The sequence below is a fragment of the Mesorhizobium maamorense genome, from assembly GCF_044998965.1.
GTDB lineage: Bacteria > Pseudomonadota > Alphaproteobacteria > Rhizobiales > Rhizobiaceae > Mesorhizobium.
In genome coordinates this window covers 366,322-389,744 of the sequence record NZ_CP173356.1, presented here as the reverse complement: position 1 = coordinate 389,744, position 23,423 = coordinate 366,322, and the positions used below count along the sequence as shown (strand labels likewise).

General features: G+C 58.8%; 16 protein-coding genes and 1 pseudogene. 2 read left to right on the top strand and 15 right to left on the bottom strand.

Features of this window, described 5'->3' with window-relative positions:
- Positions 1–239: 239 nt before the first annotated feature.
- On the top strand, positions 240–2,573 hold the full coding sequence (locus ACIU1A_RS02460) for an ATP-binding protein (RefSeq protein WP_404926483.1): 2,334 nt from the start codon (positions 240–242) through the stop codon (positions 2,571–2,573).
- Positions 2,574–2,694: 121 nt separating this feature from the next.
- Here ACIU1A_RS02460 and virB11 read toward each other — a convergent pair whose 3' ends face one another.
- From virB11 to ACIU1A_RS02405, 11 genes are all read right to left on the bottom strand, one after another.
- Positions 2,695–3,735 (bottom strand): P-type DNA transfer ATPase VirB11, encoded by a 1,041-nt coding sequence (gene virB11 / locus ACIU1A_RS02455; protein WP_404926482.1) that lies wholly within the window; start codon positions 3,733–3,735, stop codon positions 2,695–2,697.
- Positions 3,719–4,861 carry a type IV secretion system protein VirB10 gene (gene virB10, locus ACIU1A_RS02450; RefSeq protein ID WP_404926481.1) on the bottom strand — a complete coding sequence of 381 codons (1,143 nt, stop codon included), beginning with the start codon at positions 4,859–4,861 and terminating at the stop codon, positions 3,719–3,721. Before virB10 ends, virB11 begins: the two co-directional genes overlap by 17 nt.
- The gene (locus tag ACIU1A_RS02445; RefSeq protein WP_404926480.1) at positions 4,858–5,739 is read right to left on the bottom strand and encodes a TrbG/VirB9 family P-type conjugative transfer protein; all 882 of its coding nucleotides are present in this window, start codon (positions 5,737–5,739) and stop codon (positions 4,858–4,860) included. The genes virB10 and ACIU1A_RS02445 overlap by 4 nt, the downstream gene beginning before the upstream one ends.
- A complete protein-coding gene (locus ACIU1A_RS02440; protein ID WP_404926479.1) occupies positions 5,736–6,449 on the bottom strand; it encodes a type IV secretion system protein VirB8 in 714 nt (237 codons plus the stop codon). The genes ACIU1A_RS02445 and ACIU1A_RS02440 overlap by 4 nt, the downstream gene beginning before the upstream one ends.
- The gene (locus ACIU1A_RS02435) at positions 6,446–6,604 is read right to left on the bottom strand and encodes a type IV secretion system lipoprotein VirB7 (protein WP_404926478.1); all 159 of its coding nucleotides are present in this window, start codon (positions 6,602–6,604) and stop codon (positions 6,446–6,448) included. Before ACIU1A_RS02435 ends, ACIU1A_RS02440 begins: the two co-directional genes overlap by 4 nt.
- Before the next feature lie 22 nt (positions 6,605–6,626).
- Positions 6,627–7,514 carry a type IV secretion system protein gene (locus tag ACIU1A_RS02430; RefSeq protein WP_404926477.1) on the bottom strand — a complete coding sequence of 296 codons (888 nt, stop codon included), beginning with the start codon at positions 7,512–7,514 and terminating at the stop codon, positions 6,627–6,629.
- 58 nt (positions 7,515–7,572) lie between these two features.
- Entirely contained in the window at positions 7,573–8,253 is a 681-nt protein-coding gene (locus ACIU1A_RS02425) for a type IV secretion system protein VirB5 (protein WP_404926476.1), read from the bottom strand.
- Positions 8,254–8,266: 13 nt separating this feature from the next.
- Positions 8,267–10,636 carry a VirB4 family type IV secretion/conjugal transfer ATPase gene (locus tag ACIU1A_RS02420; RefSeq protein ID WP_404926475.1) on the bottom strand — a complete coding sequence of 790 codons (2,370 nt, stop codon included), beginning with the start codon at positions 10,634–10,636 and terminating at the stop codon, positions 8,267–8,269.
- On the bottom strand, positions 10,636–10,962 hold the full coding sequence (locus tag ACIU1A_RS02415; RefSeq protein ID WP_404926474.1) for a type IV secretion system protein VirB3: 327 nt from the start codon (positions 10,960–10,962) through the stop codon (positions 10,636–10,638). The genes ACIU1A_RS02420 and ACIU1A_RS02415 overlap by 1 nt, the downstream gene beginning before the upstream one ends.
- Complete coding sequence (virB2, locus tag ACIU1A_RS02410; RefSeq protein WP_404927828.1) at positions 10,962–11,267, bottom strand: pilin major subunit VirB2; 306 nt, start codon at positions 11,265–11,267, stop codon at positions 10,962–10,964. The genes ACIU1A_RS02415 and virB2 overlap by 1 nt, the downstream gene beginning before the upstream one ends.
- A gap of 74 nt (positions 11,268–11,341) precedes the next feature.
- Positions 11,342–12,124, bottom strand: coding sequence for a type IV secretion system lytic transglycosylase VirB1 (locus ACIU1A_RS02405; protein ID WP_404926473.1), 783 nt, complete (start codon positions 12,122–12,124; stop codon positions 11,342–11,344).
- Between the two features lie 822 nt (positions 12,125–12,946).
- On the opposite strand from ACIU1A_RS02405, the gene ACIU1A_RS02400 reads away from it, so the two are divergent.
- Positions 12,947–13,672 carry a response regulator gene (locus tag ACIU1A_RS02400; protein ID WP_404926472.1) on the top strand — a complete coding sequence of 242 codons (726 nt, stop codon included), beginning with the start codon at positions 12,947–12,949 and terminating at the stop codon, positions 13,670–13,672.
- On the opposite strand, the gene ACIU1A_RS02395 is transcribed toward ACIU1A_RS02400, so the two are convergent.
- The 4 genes and pseudogenes from ACIU1A_RS02395 to ACIU1A_RS02380 form a co-directional block, all read right to left on the bottom strand.
- Complete coding sequence (locus tag ACIU1A_RS02395) at positions 13,648–14,124, bottom strand: transposase (protein WP_404927827.1); 477 nt, start codon at positions 14,122–14,124, stop codon at positions 13,648–13,650. The two genes, ACIU1A_RS02400 and ACIU1A_RS02395, sit on opposite strands and share 25 nt — an antisense overlap.
- A gap of 81 nt (positions 14,125–14,205) precedes the next feature.
- Positions 14,206–20,328, bottom strand: a pseudogene (locus ACIU1A_RS02390) (Ulp1 family isopeptidase).
- Between the two features lie 12 nt (positions 20,329–20,340).
- Positions 20,341–22,086, bottom strand: a complete 1,746-nt coding sequence (virD4, locus tag ACIU1A_RS02385) for a type IV secretion system ATPase VirD4 (RefSeq protein WP_404926471.1) — start codon at positions 22,084–22,086, stop codon at positions 20,341–20,343.
- Between the two features lie 246 nt (positions 22,087–22,332).
- Positions 22,333–23,109, bottom strand: a complete 777-nt coding sequence (locus tag ACIU1A_RS02380) for a hypothetical protein (RefSeq protein ID WP_404926469.1) — start codon at positions 23,107–23,109, stop codon at positions 22,333–22,335.
- Between the last annotated feature and the right edge of the window lie 314 nt (positions 23,110–23,423).

Genomic DNA, 23,423 nt, shown 5'->3' with positions numbered 1-23,423 from the left:
ACGGTGTTGAACCGTCTTCATAAGACAGAGAGGTAGGCGTGGCTTTCCTGTTCCCGCAGCATCCTGCTGCATACCGAGGCCATGGCGAACTGGAGTTCAGGTCGGACCTTCGCAAGGCGTGCACCGCGGATCAAACGCCGTTTCCTTGGGAAACATGGCTCAGTTCCGACAAAGCAATTGTAGTCGCCCTAGCCGCCTCGATTGCGCTCTTGGTCGGGACGCAGGGGCCGTTCACGCAGATGGACTACGCGATCCTAAGCCAGCTGCGAGCGATTCAGATCAACGATGCATTGCTGCGGCGTGACGTCTCCCGCGCCCGGACGAATGCGGCATTGGACTCCCGGTCGGTTGCTTCTGCCGGACAGGCATTGCAAAGGAATCGTGAAAGCTTGCGACGCGCTCCCGAGGTTTCGCCCGATGAGAGCTCCGGGCAATCCAGATTGCGCGCGCAGCTCATAAACTCGATCGAAAACAAAGAGGCTGCCGTCTCAGCCTTGATCAAGCAATATCAGCTTGTGCAAAACTGCCTTGCTGATCTTGCTCGCTCCTTTGGTCGCCTTGGGGGGGCACCTTCGCGCAGGGTTGCACTGTCCAAGCTGATCGCGTTTTTGGCCGAACCGGGGCTCACGCTCGCATCACAGATGGATCAGGCTCCCGACCGGGTTGCTGCCAGCCAGGCCCGGACTGCCGCGGATGTCGTGGCCAAGGCCGTCGCTACCGGGTCTTCTTTGTGGTGGTTGGACCAAGCTGCCAATCAGATCGCATCGCTCGACACGTCATCCAAGGCAACCGAACTGGAGCGAGAGCATTTGAAAGGCTGCGCTTTGGCCAGCGCGCAAGCGCAGCGTACGCGAATTTTCTTCGGCTTCGTGTCCATATGCCTCTGCTTGTTGGCGGTCATTCGGTCCTCCAGGCAGCATCTGCGGATAAACCAGCTGAAAAGGCGGTTGGAGCTTGAAGAGGCAATGCGTGAGATCGAAGCTCGCTTCAACGACACTAAAGCAAAAAACGCCTCCGCGCGCTTTTCCACCGAAACAGCGCTTGGACTCGTTCAACGCGTTTTCGATGCGCGTCAATGCGCGCTCGCGCTGGTGGATCCAAGTCTCAGCAGGCAGACTGAGTGTTTTGTGGCGAACACGTGCATACCGGTCTGGAACGTCGCGCTTCTTGATGAAGTCGTTTCACTTGCCCGCGCAGGACGGCCAGTGTTTCGCGTCGTTCCGGCGGCGGAAATGGTTGGCACCGCCCCAGGCACTTCCGGTGTTTGTCAAATTGTTGCTTGCAGGGCCTCCGATCAGCAGGCCGTGGTTTGCATCCTTGATTTTGAACGAGATCGCTCACTCCCCCCAGCAGGCGACCTGCGGGTTCTTGCCAGTGCCATTGTGCGTTTGAGCAACCATCTTGAAATCCAACGTGTGAATACCGAACGCGACCTTCTGGTAAGTCGATGGGAGCATGTGGAAAGGCTGAGGACCGTCGGCACGATCGCAAGCGGCGCCACACATGAGTTCAACAATATTTTAGGCGCGATAATCGGATATTCAGAAATTGCCCGAGGTCTGGCGCGTCGCCCCTCCAGAATTCGGAACCAAATCGACCAAATCATCTTAGCTGGACATCGAGCCAAGCCGATCGTTGACCAGATCTTGTCACTCAGCCGAGACCGAAAGCGCGTTGCAGTGCCTTTCAACGTCTCCGAAATTGTCATGGATCTTGCGCCATTGCTGCGGGTTACAGTTCGTGCGGGTGTTCAGTTGAATTTCAAGATCAATGAGTGGCAAACGGTGGTCGAGGGCAGCCCAACCGAGATACAGCAGATCCTTATGAATCTGTGCAAGAACGCGTCGGAGGCTGTCTTGAACCAGGGCCGTATCGAGGTTAGCGTTTCCCGCGCCCAGGTGTGCCAAACAAAGCCGCTGGCTCAGGGCAGCTTGAGACCTGGACATTACGTTCTGCTCTCCATCAGCGACGATGGCCCGGGAATTGCAAGTTCGATACTCCCGCATGTCTTTGAGCCCTTTTTTACCACGCGCTCTCTCGTCGGCGGGACCGGGCTGGGTCTTGCTGCGGTTGACAGGCACGTGAGCGCGCTCGCAGGATGCCTTGACGTCACCTCGGCTGTTGGCCGAGGGACGCGGTTTGATATCTACTTACCGGCCTCCGAGGAAGAGCCAGTCAGCGCCGACATCGCCGTCGGCCCATACGACGGATCACTTGGCAACGGAGAAATCATTGCAGTCGTGGAGCCCGACCCAGCAGAGTTGGACATCTACAAAAAGAATATCGCCGCGCTGGGTTATAAGCCGGTCGGCTTCGCGACCTTCGAAAGCCTTTGCGGCTGGATCGAGAGCGGGAAAGCAGCCGACCTGCTGATCTTGGGTAAAATGCCTTTCCTCGAGCGAGAACAGGTAGAATCGGCATGCCCCACCCTCATGACGGTGCCTGTCATAGTCGTCGGTGAAATGGACCTCATGCCGGTCACATCTGCCAATCAGGCCTTCGTCCTTTGGCTAGCGAAGCCGGTCTCGTCCCGGACAATGGCGCATGCGGTTCGTACAATGATGATGGCATGATGCCCCCGACTCGCTCAGGCTATCCAAGCACTCCGAGGAGGCCCGTCAAAAAGACATCGAAGTAGAACAGAATGACACGTCGCGGCGGCCGGCTTACCGATCCCGAGACGTTGTTCCCGCCTTAGTGCTTGTTGAGAAGGTCGGCTACTGTCTCTCCCCGTCGGCGGGCATCGGCGGCGAGCCATACCTCTCCCACCTCGTACACTTCGCCTTGGGTACGGAACGGGACAATGACGTCAATGGCAGCCGACAGCATATCAATAAGCGTGCTGTCTTCCACAGCGGCTCCTTGCGCGCTGCTCTTGACGAGTGAAAAGAGCTTTTTGAAACCTTGGACCGGATCAGCCCCATGGATCGTTGATATGGATCCCGCATGGCCGGAGACGACTTCACTAAGATAGGCCCAAGCGGCATCATCGCGCATCTCGCCAAGCAAAATTCGATCAGGGCGCATGCGCAAGCTGGCTTGCAACAGTTGCTCGGCCGTCACCGCACCTGCGCCTGCTCGGTCCTTCGGATAAAGTAACCGGACATGGTTCTCGTGCGGGATTGCAAGTTCGAGCGTGTCCTCGATGCTGATCAACCTCTCTTGCGGGGGTATAGCGTCGATCAAAGTCTTGCTCATTGTCGTTTTGCCGCTTCCAGTAGGTCCGCAAAGCAGCATTGTGAGCCGCCCGCAGACGCAGGCTCGCAAAAAATGCTCCAAGTCACCATGGTCGTAGTGCTGAAGGATCGTTTCGTCCTGCCGCTCTTGGCGCTTTTTTCGTGAGCGCCATTGATTCCAACGCGAGTATTCGTAGCGAGAAGAGACATCCTTTAGTTCGGTCACACGACTTGAGGGACTCCGTATCGTCAGGCTTATTGTTCCTGAGGGCACAGCGGGCGGCAAACAGATCTGCAACCGCTCTCCGTTCGGCAACTCGGTCGCACAGAGGGGGCTTTGCGGTCCGACATCTTGCTTGCGCAGCGCTCCAGCGAGAATCGCGATGTCCTCAAGATCGTCATAAGACAGTGGCAGCGGATGTTTCGCGAAAACGCCGGCCTGTCGGACAAAGGCTTCCCCAGGCCGGTTGATAGCGACCTCTTCGGTCCTTGGTTCCTCAAGCCATTTCAGAACGGGCTCGAGAAGCAAACGCAGTTGAGGATCAGCCTCCGATTGCATTGTTGTCTCTCCGGCGTTCGCGATGTTGGGGGAATGGCGCCACGGCAGTCGCTCTAAGATCGTATACACCTGAGAAGTCTAGGTCCCGAGCCACAAAGATGGATACGGCATCTCCCTGGTTTTTCCTCAGGGTTGGCGGAACGTTGATCGTCGCTCTCAGTGTCGTCTCGACGGCTTGTCCGCCATTGCTCTGCAAGCTGTCGATGCCGCTTCCTCCGCCAGAGCTGGCCGCAAATTGACCGGCGGCCTGAAACGCGCCTTGGATGACGCTCATGAGAATCGCGCCGCCAAAGCGTTCCCGGAAGTGATTGTCCACCGTGCCAGGCATTCCGGAGCGGCCGAGCTCGTCAGCGCCCGGCGATGCTATCGAAACGAGGGCATGGTCAGGTGTTTCGATGCGCGTCCACAGCACGAAGACACGCGCATCCCCCTGCTGGAGACCGCGCTGGATTTCGCCAATCACGGTCGTCCCGCGGTCCAAGAGCACGACATTGTTGGTTGTGCCGCGGACGTCTTTAGGTAAAACGCACTTCACATAGCCGGGTAGATTTGTGTCAACTGCCGTTTGCAAAATGCAGGGGATAATCGTCCCTTGAGTAATTACGAGATCAGGGTGCGGCAAAAGTGTAGCCCGGCTCGGCTCCTGTATATCTGGCTTCAATCGGCCTGACAGATCGCCACCGACTGAAATCTCATCCGCGTTCGCCGGCGCATCCTTATGCTTGTCTTCGCTCCGCTGATCGTCATTGGGCATTTGACCGCTGCCACTGTAGGCGAAAATTGGTGATTCCTCCGGCGGCGGATCATCTGGCGCCGGTGGGGGCGGCGTGGATGGCGCAGGATCTGCCGCCTTGGCCGCCTCTACGGGTGCTGGAGGTTCTGGAGCAACCTCGATTGGCACGGGGCGGAATGGCTCGGCGTTGGCGACAATTGGCGGTTTTGGCTGAGATGGCTCGTCTTCTTTGCTGGAACGACCTCCGAGCCAGATGAGCGATAGAGATGAGACGAGAACAAGAGCAGCGATGGCCAACTTCTGCGATCCCGAAACATGCCGGCGGGTCGGCTCCGAGACCATCGATCCGGATGCATGGACATCATGTCCCGCCTGTGGGCCGGTACCATTCATTGGCCTGAGCCTTTCAAAACGCGCCAGACGTCGGGTGTCACTGTACCGGTCCCTGGCGCTCGTCCCAAAGGATCATAAGCCCTGTTGAAAATGGACAAGACCGTATTGCCATCTCTCAGACGCCACTCCCGGGCGACGGCGGATACTTCAACATAGTCGCCTTTGACCGTGTAATTGGCAGCGGCTTCCTTGCCGTCGGGATTGATGACGTAGAGGGAGGGTATGCGGGAATTGCTTGCGAACCCAAAAACGGTCGTAAAGCCATTATCGAAAACTTCCAGCGGCGCCAGCGATCGATCGCCCTTTGCGACGTAGTGAAAATTGCTTTCGTCCGGACTGGCAGATGCGGCGGGCCGACTCAATAAATCCTGAACTCTCTCGTCCTGCAGCACCTTCGCCCGGGCCTTACCAAGAATCGAGCGCCTTTCTGCTTCCTTTCTCTGAGCAGCAGCCTCATCAGCAGGATAGGTGAACTGCACACTGTAGTATAGGTCCGGTTGCCGCTCATCGAGCTTTGGCATCGCTTTCGTAGAAATACTGAAGACGTATCTGCGCGTACCGGACTCACTTTCGGCCAGCACGATCACCGGCTGCGGCGGGAGCATCCGGCTAGCCTTGAAAAAAAGATAGTTGGCGCGCGGGAGCGCAGCCAGGTCTTTGCTATTGGAAACGGCCACGGCTGCTACGGTCTCGTTGGCCGCGAATGTGACGACCAGCGTTGCCCCCACTGCGGTCGACAGGCGCACCACTTCATCGGGACGGTAGGCCAGGTAGCGCATCCGCGCATCATGCTTTCCGGCAAGTGGCGTGTCTTCCGCGCCCGCTCCCATCGTTAGGAAGAGTGAACAGGCCAGGGCGAGAAATGCTCTTTTTGTCATGGCTGCACGTCGCCCAGGTTTGATACGGTATCTTCCGAGGTTTGATAGGACGTGACGAGTAGGCCGCCCGGATTGGTGAGCCTCGATTGCCCCGGCAGACCCGTCAGGCGCTCGTAGCGGATGGTAGCTGTCCAGGTAGTCACTATCGGCATCTGCCCATCGATAAGAAGCATACGCTTGTATCGGATCTGCTGAACGTCGGGACTGAGGTCGCTTGAGGAGATATGCCCGACCTCGAGCTTGCCGCGCTTGCCGACCGTGACCTGCGGCGAGGTGGGATTCGGATAGTTGAAGAAATCTTGATATTGCTGTTGCACAGCCGGTGCGCTGAAACTGGACACGAGGTCATAGGCGTATTGGGCTGTATCTGCCGTGTAGCCCTCCCGCAGGCGTACATATTCCCACAGCGAAGCGTTTATGACGGCTCGGTCTTGGGTTTCGGGCAGTCGAGAGATTGACACTTCGCTGTCAACGGTCCCGTCCGGCCGGACCCAGAGGAACACAGGTACGAGCTTGGCCAACGGGACCATGGCAGCAATGGTAAATGCCTGGGCAACATTGCCTAGGACCGCCGCTGCGGCAAAGGCTATAAGGGCCTTTGACAGGCGCCGCGCAGACTTTGCTCGTGAAGTTTGAAACGCTTCCACCTTCTTGTAGTGAGCGGCTAGAGTTTCTCTCTCCACCAGAAGGGCATGTTCAGGAAATTTCACTTGGGCTCTTCCGCACATTCGACCTGAAGATCCTCAGGGGTGGTTTCCCATTGTCCCGCGTTCAGTTGGAATGGCGTACCCGTGCAGGTCGCAAGCCGATCGGTTGTCTTGCAGGCCGCCAAAACTAGGATTGACAAAAGTAGGTAGCGTTTCATGTTTTTGGCACCGGTTGATTGATTATTGACGCGCCGTTTTGGCAAAGTAGCGGTTGAGGTTGCTAAGAGGTCGGTTCTCGCCTGCCCAAGAGCCGCCGGCGATGCTGCTGGCGATCGTCGGAAGCGCGACGATGAGAGCGTCGCCAGCCAGGAAGAGCATGTCGAGCTCGTAAAGCCCGATGATCTTGGCAGCTGTCGTGCCCGACATTTTGATCATGATAATCATGCCCCCCAGCCCGAGTGCTTCGGCAGCGATAACTATCGTTGCAACGATGTTGAGGAGGAGAAGCAGCAGCCCGTACGAGAGCAGTTGGCCAATCCACCTGGTGGCCATGTCTCGCGTGTGATCGAAAAGATAGCCTACAAGGACCAAAGGGCCGATCGTCAAGAGCACCTTCGTCAGAATTCCCACGGCATCGTAGATCTCGAACGCTGTCCACAGCGAGCCGTAGAAAATCCATTGCGCTCCCTCGAACGCAAGTATGTCCTGGCCGTTCATAGGCCCAATTTCGGAAGCAATCATCTGAAACGCAAACTGGCTTGAGGCAAACATCATGTCGAGCTTCCGGGGAATGTCGACGAATGGCAAGTCGCTGCTACTCATCTTGTGAGCAAACCTTGGAATCGTGTCGTCGAAGAACGCCTCAATGTAATACTGGTATTTGGACTGGTCTAAGATAAGGGCAACGACGATCGACACCATGATTACGCGGGAGATACCCCCGCGCGCATCGACTTGACCACGCATGACTAGACAGCCTTGGATTATTATCCAAAGCGTCACACACGCAACCAGAGGCGCGCTGACCGCCTCTTGATTTTTTTCAAGCACGTTGTGCAGCCCTGACGTAAAGGCCACATGAAAGATCGTGTGTATGGCCGTGAATGGCGCGGGAATCTTGAAAGTCATGGCATGAGCCTGATTTGTCCCTGATCAGCGGAACTGAGCCGGATGAACTCTGCGTGGTTCACGGCAGCATGAACATCTTGGCGGTATCCTGGCGTTCCCGACGCTGCGTGGCGGCCTCCTCCACTGCGTGAAGGCTCCCTTGTGCAGTGGCCATCGTCAGCAGACTGGTGGCCTGGACATTCTGGACGATCGCATCGTGAATCTGCTTGAGGACCAGACCGTTGGTCACCGTGGCCTGCACAATATTTCTCGAGCTGGAGAGCTGACCAGGCGTGCTGTCGTTAGCCTTAAGGCGCTTGTCCATTACGTCCAGAGTGTCGGCTGCAAGAGCTGCGGCATTGGCGGCACCAGCGATTTGCCCCTGTAACAGTTTCCCTTCTGCATCGGTGCCGGTGACTATCCGAGTTGGGTCCTGCGCAATATTACGCGCCATGGTCGAAACTGGCGCCCGAGCATCAAACATCTGCCCCTCCAGCTTATTGCTCGACGGGTAGTGATTTCCTTGGTTCAGTGCGCCCAGCAGTCCCGTGACAGCAAATGACGACTTCAGCATCTCCACCATTTCGATCGTGGTAGCGAGCGTCTCGATTGACTTCTTAAGCATTGCCGCAGTGGAAGCCGCTGTTAAGCCCGCTTGGAATGCTACTCCGGGGTCTGTGACGACCCATTGCGACCGGGCCTGTGTGCTAAGCAGAAAGGAAGCAGCAAGCGTCGTTGCTGCAAGCTTGGCAACTCTCATGAATATTCCTCCGTCAGTCTTGAACTTCGTGGTAGCGAGCCATGAACTTGTCGAGCCACCCGCTTGGGGCATCTCCGTGCTGGTCACGAAGCTGGTCGGCAAAGCGTACGGTGTTGGCCCGCCCCGAGAGTACGGCGACATACTCGCGCATCTGGCCAAGATCGAATTCGCAAACAACACTCCCGCTGTCGCGCTTGAGCAAAAACTTGCGGCTGCCAATTGCCATTCCCTGGCGGATTGCCTCGAACTCCTGCGTGGTGCACTTCAAGCCATCGACATAAGCTGCCCGGTCCGCCGTCGGTGATGGGTAGAAAATCTTCGTCATGCATTGTGCAACGAGACTGGCTCCGAGCGGCGATTCAAGCACGTGTTCAGGCTGCTGCGTTGCGAGTATCAACATCCCGTTGTTCTTGCGAACGGTGAGCAAGAACTTGTCGATCACAGCGGAGAATTGGGGGTTGAGCAGATAGAAGCGAAATTCGTCGCAGCTCATGACGAACCGACGACCATCGACAACAGCGCCCACGCGGTGCAGAAGATATGCGGCGGCCGGCGCACAGACCTCCTCAAATTCCAGGAGCTGTGTCATGTCGAAGCCTGTGATGGAGGCATCCAGCCTCACTTCGTCGACATCTCCGTCAAAGGCCCATCCAAGCGCATTTCCTCTACACCACCGCTGCAGCCGCGCTCCTGCGCCCTCGGAAGGGCCGTGCAGCAGGAATTCGCGCAGGCCCGCAATTGAGCGCATGACGGGTTCGAACGAAAGTTGACGAACAATGCCACGTTCTAGTCGACGGCTTTCCTCCGGCGAGATCGGGCCACGGCCGTCACTCTCGATTAGAGCCACCGACCATTCGCGCAGAAAGTCCAATGAGGCGGAGGTGTTGTCCAGTCCACGCAGAGGGGCCAAGCCGCTCGGAGCGCCTCTGCGCAACGCTAGATATGTCCCTCCGGTGGCTCGCACCAGCAGTTCACCACCCCGGTCCTTATCGAAAAAGACGATGGCACCATCGCGATCGACCACGCTTTGCTCAAGCATCGCGAGGATAAAGGTCATCAGCGTCGTCTTGCCTTTGCCGACGGGTCCGAATATCGCCGTCATGCCGACGTCATTCTCATGGGGGATGTAGTCGAAAGAAGTTCCACCGTTCGTGCGAAAGCGCGCAACAGCTTTGCCCCAGTGGCCGGAAGTGGAACCGCTTGGGAAGTTTTCAAAAGAGACCAGCCCGGCAAAGTTATGCGAGGTGATCGCCCCGGGGCGTGTGCGCCACCTGCTGTTCCCCGGAAGCTGAGACCAGTAGGCGGCCTCCATGCCGATACCTTCTTGAACGATAACGGCGCCTGCGTCAGCCAGCCTTGCGCGCGCATTTGCTGCGCGATCTGCAAGGCTATTAAGGCTGTCGGCATAGACGCACAGGCTCAAATGATGCGAACCCATGACGAACTCGTTGCTTGCCAGGGCGTCCTCTGCCTCGGCAAGTTCACTGATCTGGGTGAGAGCCTTGTCGCCGGCGCTCGTCATCTGGCTGGACTTAAGGCTAAGCTTCGCATGAGCTTGTGGCCGAGTGAGGAAGGAAAAGCTCTGGCTGAGGACAAGCGGGAAGTTGGCGGACAGCAAGGGATTCAGCATGCCTGGCCGCGTCGTCGCCGGATATTCACGGAACGAAAACAATGATCCCACGGAGCTGCCCCCGGGTCGTCGAATTTCAAGCGCCCGCTTCCCGCAGATGACCTGGTCAGTGTAGATCGAGGCGCCAAGTGAGCCGGTAACCATCGGAACCGGAAGAAACCGGCACGTCATTATCAGCCGAAGCGCCTCACCGATTTCCGTGAAGAGCACGTTGCCTTTCTCACGGATACCCAACCGGCGCAGACCGTAACTGCCCAGTGACCCAACAATGATCTGCCAGAGGTCCTCCAGGCTTCGAATTTGTGTGGCCAGATCGTTGTCATTGCGCCTGGGGGATTTGGCAACGCGCCAGCCGATCTTGCCGATTGCGGTGCGGGGGAACACGACGAGAGTGAGGAAGTGATCGTTGCGAAAGAGCTTGCCCGACAGCACACGGGTCTCATAGGCCTCGCTCAGACTGCCAGCGAATGCACTTTGAAATTGGCGCGATGCTGTCTCCGGCACATCGTTGTTTCGCACGAGATGTGCGTACAGCGTGACATTGTCGTCGGCGATGTTGCGCAATAGAGTGTTGAACGCGCGGCAGCGCGAGTTGCGCATCTCAGCGTCTTCCAAATCAAAGGGCAGTCCATTCAAATGTCCCATGGCCATGATCGACCCGTCCTCCAGAAGGACAACTTGATCGCTTAGATGACCGACATACGGAAGGTAGATCTCGCCAGATCTCTCGGTCCGGCCACCGGCACCAAACATCACACCATTCCTCTTCCGCGTTTTGGCACTCTGATCGGATTGGCGCTGACGCTCGCGCCGCCCCAGACCTGTCCGTCCACGCTTCTGCCGGCGGTCTGCAAATAGAGGAACACCACGCTTGCGGCGTTATAGTCACGCTCAACAATCAGCCGTGCTCCGAACCAGAGTGGCACGAGCACGACTTCATAAAGTGGGTTCTTAAGGAGGATAATGACGAGCCCCGCCAACATCATGAGCGCTCCGGCGAGCGTCAGCGGCACCCCCAGAAAAAGTGCGGGACGTGTCGCCGCCACATAGAGGGTGCTCACTTCCAACCGGTCGCTCATCAGCCGCCGCCTATGAGCGCCTTGCCCAGGAAGCTGGCGCCAAACATGATGACGATTCCTCCAACGACGCCCGCAACCAGGCCAAGTGAAGCACGACCGAACATCCAGGAGATACCGATGGCCACGAGTCCGAGCACGGCCAGCGATTGTCCGAAGGGGCCAAGTATGAAGGCGCAGATATTCTGGACCATCTTGGCAGGATCCGTCCCTCCGGTCACCTGGGCCGCGGCTGGCCCGCTGGAGAAGACCGTCCACGCGACGCCCGCAGCAGCGGCCGGTACGTATTCAGCCGCCATGCGCAGCATGGAAAAAGGCGAAGGAACACGCGTTCTAAGCGCACGAAGTATTTTGAGTGGCTTCATCATTGTATCTCCATGATTCAATCGAATACGAGTTTGTTCGGGTTCGAGGGTTCCCGCTCTTGCGCAGTCTGGCTGCCTGTCGGACCGAAGGGATCGGCCCCGGAGCGGTTTGGCTGATAGGAGCCCCAGATGTCCCAGGAATTTTGGTTGGGCTGCTTTCTACTGGCCTGTTGGCTCCGTTGGAGCAGAGGCGGCACGGCTTTGCGACCGAGTTCCTCAAGGTGTGGCGCATCTCGGGCGGTCGGCTCCAGCGTTCGCTCAAGCTGACTTGACATGTCCTTTGCGGCCGACTCGACCTTGCGTACATAACCGTTGGCGAAGCCACGCGTGACGTCGCCCGTGTTATAGGCCGAGATGGCACGGCGTAGCGACAGTTGCTGCGCCGGTGCAGTCGTCCCGCCGACATACCGGCTCTCAAGCAGGTGTGCAGCAGCCGAAAGCGAGGCGCAGGGCTCGAAAGCCTTTTCCGGCGTGAGATTGAGCATGGGAAAGTTCTTGCTGTTTATCTGCATCAATCCAACATCGACAGAATGTTGTGCTTCGAGGCGGTCCTTGATGCCCCGCGTGGCTTGCAGGTGGTCTATCCAGCGAAGCTGCTCGCCTGTGGTGTTGTCATGAGCCACCAGCGTTTCAAAGCCACTTTCAATCTTGGCAATCGCTGCGAGGGTGGACGGCGCAACCCAGGGAGCGCATTTGCGCGATAGGCTGTGGAACTCACGGGGCGAAAGTGGCGCGGGCTCGGCTGGGAGCGACATGGATGTCAACAGGACAATGGCCAGCGGCCAAACTGCAATAAACATTTCCTTTCACCTACCTTTCCAAGCCGCCGGGCGGGTTCTGGCCCTGTCCGGCACGCGCTTATCGCGGAGGTTTGTTACTGTGTGATGTTCAAGTTCAGCCTTTCGGCTTCAACTGAAACAAAGACCTTGTTCGTGTCAGCGTGGGTGAGCATCTTGCGCATGCGCGGGGTGGCCCTGGCCCGATCAAAGCATCTTGATATGATGAGTCGTGTGCGGATTTGCCCGTCCCGGTCGTCCGTTGCTCCTGGACCGTAAACCGCGGCTTCGGCGTCATGGATGATGGATCGTCTGCGGGCGCTTGGTCAAAGGCAAATGGAAGCTCGGCGGGTTGTCCAGGCTGAGGATACCGTCGGCCCGATCGAACGGGAGGACGCCAAGCTGCCACGTGCGGTATGCTGCCATTGCTTTAAGAGACTGCCATGAGCAGCCCCACACGGTCAGGTCATCGATTTGACCGCGAACTCGTCCGCAAAGCAGGCGGAAGGCGCAAATCCGCGGGGCGCGAGGGTCAATTCGAAGACGCAGCGGCGCAGCCCAGCCTGATGCGAGCCTAGTCAATTGCTCGGGCGCACTGCCAACGGGGATCATGCACAGTCCGGCACAAAACCCCACGCCATTGGCGGTTTCCGGGGCCGAGCTTGGATCCGTCTGGTCGCCCTTGATGCGGTCAATTGGCTTTGGATGAGAAGACGAGGACGAGCAACGCCTCACATTGGCCGCACGCTACGGCGAGTGGTAGCAAGGAGCAGCTGTTCTGCGTCGGTGACCCAGGGTTGCTCGGCAACAGCTTAAAACAGGGGATTCAAGATTGAAGGTGAGCCGTTGAAACATGTTCTTGTCATTGACGATGATGCCGCAATGCGGCGCCTCATCGCTGAGTATCTCATGATGCATGCCTTGAAGGTGACCGCAGTCAACGATAGCAAGCAGTTCAACCACGTTCTATCCCATGAGCCAGTCGACCTCGTGGTTGTTGACCTCAATCTGGGCCGGGAGGATGGGCTTGCGATCGTCCGCAATCTAGCGACAAAATCGGATTTACCCATCATAGTGATCAGCGGCGACCGGTTTGATGAGGCGGAAAAAGTGGTCGCACTGGAGCTCGGCGCAACCGATTTCATTCCCAAGCCTTTCGGGATGCGCGAGTTCCTGGCCCGCATTCGCGTAGCGCTGCGCCAGCGAATCTCCAGTCCGCGAACCAAAGATCATCGCTCATTTCGGTTTGGAGCCTGGAAGCTCAGTGTCAAGCAGCGGCGGCTGATCTGTGCAGAGCGTGGAGAAGTCAAGCTTACCGCATGTGAGTTCAACCTCTTGATCGCGTTCCTGGAGAACCCCCGCAGCGTATTATCCAGAGAACGGCTTTTGCTCGCGAGCCGCGTGCGTGGAGAAGAGGTCTACGATCGAAGTATCGATGTCCTGGTCTTGCGATTGCGCCGAAAGCTGGAGGCTGATGCGGCCAATCCTCGCCTGGTCAAGACGTGTCGTGGTGCGGGGTACTTCTTCAACGCTGACGTAGACGTAAGCTACGGAGGCACCTTGGCCGCGTGAAAGGAGCTATTTGTGGATAGCTGATGAGGCTGATCAAGCGTAAGCGTTGTTCTCCGGCCACGGCCTTTAGCTCGCGGGCGTCCCAGTGTAAGCCCAAGGGGCAGGTCGTCGATCTGACTGCCCGGTGTTCGGGACGCCGTTCGAGCCAGCGAAGAGCCCGATCGGGCGACTGAGCGCTCGATGGTGTTGCTGCCGATCTCCATGCGACCATCGTCAAGGAAGCGTGTAAGGCCTTCCCGGCGTGAGACCATGTAGCGGATTGCCTTGGCACGCTTGGTCTTCTGACCGACAGGCAGGGCTTTCGCGCAGCCAAGGTTCAAGATCGGCGACACTAGTCTAGCGCGGCTATTTTCCTGACGCGTCGCCCGGCGTTCATCGGCCGATGCGGTCGCGGGGACACCGTCCTCCGTCTTATTAAGGTCGGCGATCCGCTCAGCGCCCTGACTGCGGATCGGCGAGTTCCAAGCCTAAAATCGCCTTGCAACAGCCTCACCGTTACAAAAAGAGCTGTTCTGCTTCATCCGCCATCGAGCTCACCGCCCCGCGTCGGAGCGCTCTCTGCTTCTGAAGGAGGCCATCAGGTCCGCTCGGGCTTGATCGGAGGCTTGCCTGATGGACGTCGTGGTTGCTTCGCTCGGCTGCCGCCCCATGGCGAGGCTTTGCGGATCATCAGTCCTCTGCCTCTTCGCCGGTCTCAACAGCGCTGTGTAATGTTCATTGTTGATGATGATGCCCCCGGTGTTCACGCGGTTGCTCCTGTCAGGTGTACTCGTCAGCTCGTCCTGGGCCTCGCGAGTCCTGCCCAAGCGCCGTTCAAACGGTGCTGGCGCGACTTGTCGGGCTTGCTGCTCTTGCAACACGGCTTGTTGCACCTGCGACCCGGCTGCTGCAAAAGCGTCGGCGGGGATTGCGGCAAGCTCGTGCGGCAAGCGGCCCAGCCTCAGTCGGTTTTGCAGCGCCTGCCGATCGGCCACGAGGTCGTCGAGGTGCAGCGGCCGCTGCCGTTCCGGCCACTCTTGGTTCGCCAATCTCTGAACCAGCGCGCGCGTGCCGTCCACCACGAAGACGCCGCAATCAACACCGTTGTTCTGCCGGGCCATGGCGGGTGTCACCACGGTGGTCGCGTCCAGTCTTGTTGCGAGCTCTCGTGCAGGCGCGTCATTGTATCCCCGTCCATCGGGCTGATGGATGGAGTCGTAGTGATAGGCGACCGCTCTTTCCGGGTCGCGGCGATCAACGAGCAGCAGCGACCAATGCTCGGTGCGTCCATCATTCTCCGCCATAGCCATGGGATTGCCACTGTTCACCGGCAGGAACACGAAGTCGGCTGCGACGTCGTTTTGATGATAGATGGACAGCACCGTATGTTGCGCGTCCCGGTCGGGACGGCGCAGTTGCTGGGAGACCAAGGGATCCACGAACCGCGTTCGGGCGGCGAGCGCTGGGTGGGCCTGCTGCAGGTCCTGCTCCAGCAACCGGTAATCCCTGTGGATATGGGCGTCGCTCAGCAGGTCGGCGCCGAGCACCGCCCCCTCGGGGAGGTTGGACGAGCCTGACGGAAGCGCTGCGATCCGTGCGTCGGAGGAGGTGGTCAGATCGACTACCGGAACACCGCGATAGGTGTCTGACAGCCTGGCGGTCGCTGGCGAGGCGGGTTCTGGAGCCCTTGCCGGTACTGCTGCCGCTGCAGCTTCACTCAGCGGACCGCGATGGACAAGCCAAACGTCGTTGCCTCCCTCTGGCCTCCGGGCGGTGTAGCCGTGACCTTTAATCTCGTAGTTCCATTCCGACTGGTCCGCGTCCGGCAAGAGGCCATAATTGTACAAGGAAGAGAGCATCGCATCTGGGACGGGTTGAGTCCCATGGGAAAAGCCTTCGGGGACGGCGAACGGGATGTTTATGAAGTCCTCGACCGCAGCGGGGGGCGCCTCCGACCTTGCGGAGGGCGCGGCCTCCGCATGCAGCCTTCCGATGTGTTCGGCCCCTGTGCCTTGAACGGGTACCCCTGCCAATGGCAATTCACCCAATTGCTGCATGGGGGGCTGCATCGGCACGAGGCCGGCTGAATTGCCGATTTCGCTCGGCGGCTGCTGAATGGCGGCGGCTTGCGGCGTATTCAGGGCCCTCTGCCTCTCCGCTGGCCGCAACAGCGCCGTGGAATGTTCATTGTTGATGATGACCCGCTCGGGTGCCAGGTGGTTGCCCTGGTCAAGCGCATCGGGCCAGGGCCGGTGTTGGCTGGCAGCTAACGCTGGAGGGGCGGCGGCCTCAACTCCGGCGTGCCCAGAGCCGGCCGCTGCGAAAGCGTCCGCCATGATCCTGTCTGACGCGGGTTCCGCATTGCGAACCCGTTTCAACGCGAAGAGGAGACTGCTGTTGCCTGGAAACAACGTCTCGGCGAGTTTGATCCGCGAATCATGATCCAGCCCAGAGATCGTCAGGCCCTGACTCTCAAGCGCCTCAGAAAATCTGCGAAGAGGACGACCATAGACACCAAGGGTTCTTGGATTCAACCTGCGGCCACTGGCTAGTTGTTCCAAGACATGCGCGTCTGCCTTTGAGGGCTCCGGCACTCGCCACCCGCGAGTAGCTGAATAGCCTGGCTCATGATACGCACGCAGGACGTTCAACGCCGTCTTTATATCATTGTCTTGCGGAAGGAAAGCATCGACGTGATCGACCAGGGATTGGTGATTTTTTAGATCAGTCGCTTGGCCACGAGCGCCGAGATCATTTGCCAATCGGCGAAGTGAATACCTGTATTTTCGGGCCGTGCTCTCGCTAAATGTTTTCTGAGCCGCAGCGTGGGCGATCGCCTTATCAATAAGGTCCCGGTGTTCGTCGGACAGATGGGGATGATAGCGGGTAGCACGGGCGCCACTCGCGACAGGTTCGGCTCGGCGCGGCTCGGCCACGTGCTGCTCAAAGCTCACTTGCCGGGCCTGGCCCGCATTCGGCAAGGGGTCTTGGCGATCCACGAAAGAGAGCATCGCGTCTGGGACGCGTTGAGTCCCATGGGAGAAGCCTTTTGGGACGGCGAATGAGACGTTTATGGAGTCCTCGATCGCAGCGGGGGTGCCTCAGACCTTGCGGAGGGCGCGGCCTGAGCATGCAGCCTTCCGATGTGTTCGGACCATGTCCCTTGAACGGGTACCCCTGCCAATGGCAATTCACCCAACTGCTGCATGGCGGGCTGCATCGGCACGCGGCCGCCTGAATTGCCGATTTCGCTCGGCTGCTGCTGAATGGCAACGGCTTGCGGCGTATTCAGGCCCCTCTGCCTCTTCGCCGGTCTCAACAGCGCTGTGTAATGTTCATTGTTGATGATGACGCCCCCGGTGTTCACGCGGTTGCTCCTGTCAGGTGTACTCGTCAGCTCGTCCAGGGCCTCGCGAGTCCTGCCCAAGCGCCGTTCAAACGGCGCTGGCGCGACTTGTCGGGCTTGCTGCTCTTGCAACACGGCTTGTTGCACCTGCGACCCGGCTGCTGCAAAAGCGTCGGCGGGGATTGCGGCAAGCTCGTGCGGCAAGCGGCCCAGCCTCAGTCGGTTTTGCAGCGCCTGCCGATCGGCCACGAGGTCGTCGAGGTGCAGCGGCCGCTGCCGTTCCGGCCACTCTTGGTTCGCCAATCTCTGAACCAGCGCGCGCGTGCCGTCCACCACGAAGACGCCGCAATCAACACCGTTGTTCTGCCGGGCCATGGCGGGTGTCACCACGGTGGTCGCGTCCAGTCTTGTTGCGAGCTCTCGTGCAGGCGCGTCATTGTATCCCCGTCCATCGGGCTGATGGATGGAGTCGTAGTGATAGGCGACCGCTCTTTCCGGGTCGCGGCGATCAACGAGCAGCAGCGACCAATGCTCGGTGCGTCCATCATTCTCCGCCATAGCCATGGGATTGCCACTGTTCACCGGCAGGAACACGAAGTCGGCTGCGACGTCGTTTTGATGATAGATGGACAGCACCGTATGTTGCGCGTCCCGGTCGGGACGGCGCAGTTGCTGGGAGACCAAGGGATCCACGAACCGCGTTCGGGCGGCGAGCGCTGGGTGGGCCTGCTGCAGGTCCTGCTCCAGCAACCGGTAATCCCTGTGGATATGGGCGTCGCTCAGCAGGTCGGCGCCGAGCACCGCCCCCTCGGGGAGGTTGGACGAGCCTGACGGAAGCGCTGCGATCCGTGCGTCGGAGGAGGTGGTCAGATCGACTACCGGAACACCGCGATAGGTGTCTGACAGCCTGGCGGTCGCTGGCGAGGCGGGTTCTGGAGCCCTTGCCGGTACTGCTGCCGCTGCAGCTTCACTCAGCGGACCGCGATCAACGAGCCAAAGGTCGTTGCGCCCTTCCGGCCTCTCGGCGGTGTAGCCGTGACCCTTAATCTCGTAGTTCCATTCCGGCTTTTCCGCATCCGGCAAGAGGCCATAATGGTCCAAGGAAGAGAGCATCGCGTCTGGGGAAAAGCCTTCAGGGACGGCGAATATGAAGTCCTCGACCGCAGCGGGGGGCGCCTCCGACCTTGCGGAGGGCGCGGCCTCCGCATGCAGCCTTCCGATGTGTTCGGACCATGTCCCTTGAACCGGTAGCCCTTGCAATGGCAATTCACCCAACTTCTGCACGGGGGCTGCATCGGCACGAGGCCGGCTGAATTGTCGATTTCGCTCAGCGGCTGCTGAATGGCGGCGGCTTGCGGCGTATTCAGGGCCCTCTGCCTCTCCGCTGGCCGCAACAGCGCCGTGGAATGTTCATTGTTGATGATGACCCGCTCGGGTGCCAGGTGGTTGCCCTGGTCAAGCGCATCCGGCCAGGGCCGGATCTGCTGTTGGCTGGCAGCTAGGACTGGCGGGGCGGCGGCCTGAACTCCGGCGTGCCCAGAGCCGGTGGCTGCCAAAGCGTCCGTCACGATCCTGTCCGACGCGGGCTCCGCATCGCGAACCCGTTCCAGAGCCAAGCGGAGATTGCGGCTGCCTGGAAACAACCCCTCGGCGAATTTGATCCGCGAGTCATGATCCAGCCCAGAGATCGTCAGGCCCTGACTCTCAAGCGCCTCAGAAAATCTGCGAAGACTAAGACCATAGTCAGCACGAGTGCTTGAGGCCAAGCTGCTGTCACTGGTCAGTTGTTCCAAGACATGCGCGTCTGCCTTTGAGGGCACCGGCACTGGCCATCGGCCAGACGCTGAATAGCCCGGCTCATGATACGCACGCAGGACGTTCAACGCCGGCTTTATATCCTTTATGCCAGTGTTTTTCGGAAAGAAAGCATCGACGTGATCGACCAGGGATCGGTGATTTTTTAGATCAGTCGCTTGGCCACGAGCGCCGAGATCATTCGCCAACCGGCGAAGCGCAGACGAGTATATTCGGAGCGTGCTCTCGCTATGGTGTTGCTGAGTCGCAGCGTGGGCGATCGCCTTATCAATCACGTCCCGGTGTTCGTCGGACAGATGGGGATAGCGGTTAGCCGGGGCACCGGCAGTCGATGAATAGCCCGGCTCATGATAGGCACGCAGGGCGTTCAACGCCCTCTTCATTTCGTCGTTTTTCGGAAAGAAAGCAGCGACGTGATCGACCAGGGATTGGTGATTTTTTAGGTCAGTCGCCTGGCTACGAGCGCCGAGATCATTTGCCAATCGGCGAAGTGCAGACGTGTATTTTTGGACCGTGCCCTCGCCATATTTTTTCTGAGCGGCAGCGTGGGCGATCGCTTTATCAATAAGGTCCCGGTGTTCCTCGGACAGATGGGGATAGCCGGTAGCACGGGCGCCACTCGCGACAGGTTCGGCTCGGCGCGGCTCGGCCACGTGCTGCTCAAAGCTCACTTGCCGGGCCTGGCCCGCATTCGGCAAGGGGTCTTGGCGATCCACGAAAGAGAGCATCGCGTCTGGGACGCGTTGAGTCCCATGGGAGAAGCCTTTTGGGACGGCGAATGAGACGTTTATGGTGTCCTCGATCGCAGCGGGGGTGCCTCAGACCTTGCGGAGGGCGCGGCCTGAGCATGCAGCCTTCCGATGTGTTCGGACCATGTCCCTTGAACGGGTACCCCTGCCAATGGCAATTCACCCAACTGCTGCATGGCGGGCTGCATCGGCACGCGGCCGCCTGAATTGCCGATTTCGCTCGGCTGCTGCTGAATGGCAACGGCTTGCGGCGCATTCAGGCCCCTCTGGCTCTCCGCTCGCCACACCAGCGCCGTGGAATGTTCATTGTTGACGATGACCCACTGGGGTGGCCAGTGGGTGCCTTGGTCAACCGCATCCGGCGAGGGTCCGATCTGCTGTTGGCTGGCTAACACTGGCGGGGTGGCGGCCTCAACTCCGGCGTGCTTAGAGCCGGCCGCTGCAAAAGCGTCGGCCACGATGCTGTTGAGGTCACCCGGTCCAGCGGGCATCCCTAGGTCGCTGAAAAGAGACGAGGCGGCGTGATCATCCTGCCGTCGCTGAAGCACTTCGCTCAACAGCACTTCGCTCAACGCCTGTTCCAGTCGCAGAACCTCCTCTGGATTGGTTGGCGACTCGTCAGCTTGATCGAACAGCCTCCGGGCCTCGGCAAGGTGCTGCTCATCGCCCACTTGCCGGGCCTGGCCCGCTTGCCCCTCTTCCAAGCTGGCGTCCTGCACCTGCGACGAAGCTCTTACACGGGATGGATTACTATTTCGCGGGTCCACACTAGCCTCACATCAAATTGTATCGTCAAAGTTCTGCGCTAATCCACGCAGCGGCTCATCGAGTTGAGATTCTGCCGAGAGCCCCTCGTCTGCTATCGTCAAGGGTGCCGGCTCCGGGAGGGCGCCTGTCTGGCTTTCAAAGATGCGTTTCAGAATGCGGTCCGAAAAATATCGCACCTTCCTCAATTGCAATGGTGGCAGACCTTTGATGAGAACAATCTCGTAGTCGTCATCGAGCAGCCGAACCTGTTCGGGACGCAACAGCGGTGCACCTTGATGCGAATTCTGAATGTTCCAGTCGAAGGTTCGCGCCTGGCTGTAGGAAATTGATTTGGCTTCAAACGTGTATTCACCGATGGCTTTGGAAATGTAGTTCGGAGTCTCGTCATCGGCCGTGGCCATGAACACTTGCAGTCCGGTATTGCTGAGAAAGTTCTGCTTGCCAGCCTCTCCATAAGCCCCCGTCAGTGCCGAAAGGCTTTGGATGATGAGCATGAAACGCCCCTTGTAGCCAGCAATAGTCGTAATAGCGGTTTCGATCGCCTCCAGCTTACCCAAGTGCTTGAACTCATCGAGCAGAAAGAGAACCTCGTTCTTTTCATCCCGGCGGGGGAGCGACCGCTGCAGAATTGAAACGATTTGTTGAAAAAACAAGCGTATCAAAGGCGCGATCACCTCAAGATCGTTCGGACCAACGCAAAGATAGATGCACGTTCTGCGACGGCGAAGATCATAGACCGAAAAGTCCGAGCGACTTGTAGCTGCCTTTACAGCGGGATCCGCCCACAGATTGAGCCCGCCATCGCCGAGCACGGAAGTGTAGGAGGTCAGGATTTTCGTGTCGTTCCCCGCCATGTCGTCGAATATGCGTTGTGCCTCTTTGTTCCGGGTCTCCATGGCGAGTCGCGCGAAGAGCTTAAACTTCTCCCCCGGCTGGGCGAAGAGATCATAGACGGCGCCGATTGTTGGCGTGCCCCGCTCGATGCAGGCGAGGATCCCCGCGACAAAGATATCTCGCGCGCCGCTGACGAAACCTTCCGCGCCCTCCCCCTTGGCCGTAATCAGGTTTGCGGCCAAGCGGCGGGCCTCGGTGAATTGCTGCTGTGGCGGCAGCGCTATAAGATCCAACAGCGGATTGTAGCAGTTTGTGCGCCGCTCCGAATCCAGCGGCGCGAATTTGAACACGTCGTCGCCTGCGGTTTTGCGCGCCCTCGAGGTGAGCTCAAAGAGCTCCCCTTTGACATCCAGAGCTATCACTGAGCCTTTGAATGTAAGTAGCGTTGGAATGACTATGCCGACGCCCTTGCCAGCGCGGGTCGGTGCAACGATGAGGCTGTGAGGCTGCTCGCCATTGGTCAGGTAGTAGCCAGGCCAGAAAGGGCCACTCGTCTTCCCAAATACCGGGCCTGTCACGCCACGGTATCGTCGCAGATATCCGGTGCGTCGCATTTCATCCACTCGAGCCCAACGAGCCGTCCCGTGGTGTTCGAGCTTGCGGCGCAATACGATCTGCTGAATCAGCAAGACCACCGCGGATGTCGAGAGCACGATAGCCGCGCCCCGATAGAAAACGGGGGTTGCGAAACCCAGATAGAAGGGCGTCTCAAACCAAAAGGCACGGACATCAAACGTCATCAGAGCCTCGCCGCCAACGCCGTGGCGGAAGGTTGCGTACAGACTTGCCGCACAGAAGCCCAAGGCGAGTGAGCAGGCGATGCTAACGGCTATGTTAGGGGGCGTCGTTTTTGTTGAAGGCATTGTTCCATTGCCGATTAGCCGTAGCTAATGCTGCGCTTGCTTCAGACACCGAACCGACGTCGCGCGCGATGTCGCCATTCGACAGATCGATGCCGCAGCGGGTGGTGCGACGCTTGCATCGCACCACCCGCAGCCGTGGTTTTTGAAAGTTACACTAAGCAGGTACGTCAACGGACAGCGAATTGAAACGGCAAGGCCGTGAACGGAATTCGGGAGAGAAGGCGTCACTGTACCATGGCCGAGACCTCAACGGCCCGAGCGATCTCTGCTTCTGGAGGCAGCCATTAGATCCTCGCGGGCGTGATTGTAGGCGTGGCTTATGGACTGCCCGAGTTGACCACCCCGCTGCAGCTGTTCATGGGAGATTTGCGCACCTACTGTATCACGGACTGCAGCCTCAATACCTGCTATGTGGCCGTCCAGATTCGCAGTCCGTTCCTCTGCTGCACGCTGCGGCCGAGGCATGTTCTGCAACAGACCATGCAGGTGGGGAAGTGAGCTAGCTTGCGCCTGTTGATTTGCGTCTAATTCATGATACACGGCGATAATGGCATTTTGTGCGGTCTCCTTGACCATGTGGTGATTATGAGGATCCGCAGCCAAGTCGATGGCCTGCTCAAAAATGCGAGATTTATTTTGGTCATTAAACTTACTGAAGTTTTCCGCCACAACCATAACTCCAGCAGCTTGCCCCATTGGGTCCATGTTGCCAATGCGATTAACAACAGCATCTTGCATCTGTGGCGTTATGTAATTGGCTATACTACCGACCGCTCTGACTTGCTGCAATGCTACGTTATCCGGTTGATACCCCAATTCGGCTGTCAATTTCCCGGCCAGCTCGATGGATGATTGTCCGAGTTGATTGGCTCGCCTTTCAAATTTCGCGAGGTCAGTTTCTGGCCCGGGTTGAGTGCCCCGAACGGCTGTTCGCGCTTGCGTCCCGAGGTCTTTGAAGCCCCCAAGATTTCGCGCTGTATCGCGCGGGTTAGCGGTTACCAGCCGTTCTGCAACATCGCTCAATGGCCCCTCCGGAAGGTCCAGGAGACCACTGCGTCTCCCCCCGCCTTGGGATGAACTTGCAACTGCGCGTGCCGGTTTATTATCGCGATCCATTCCTCGGCCTCCAAAGTCGTTTCTCTACCCAATGAGGTTACCACCGAAGCTTGACCTGCTGAACCAATATGAAGTTACAGTTGTAGTCTGGCAGAGGGTTCAGCCCCGTCTAAGCCAAAGAAGGCTGGCATCAAATGCGATGAGTGAGTTCTGCCTGAGCGCATGAATGGCACGCCTTCGCCGACTCCTTGGCCTGCTGCTTCCGGTCATTCCGAGAGCCC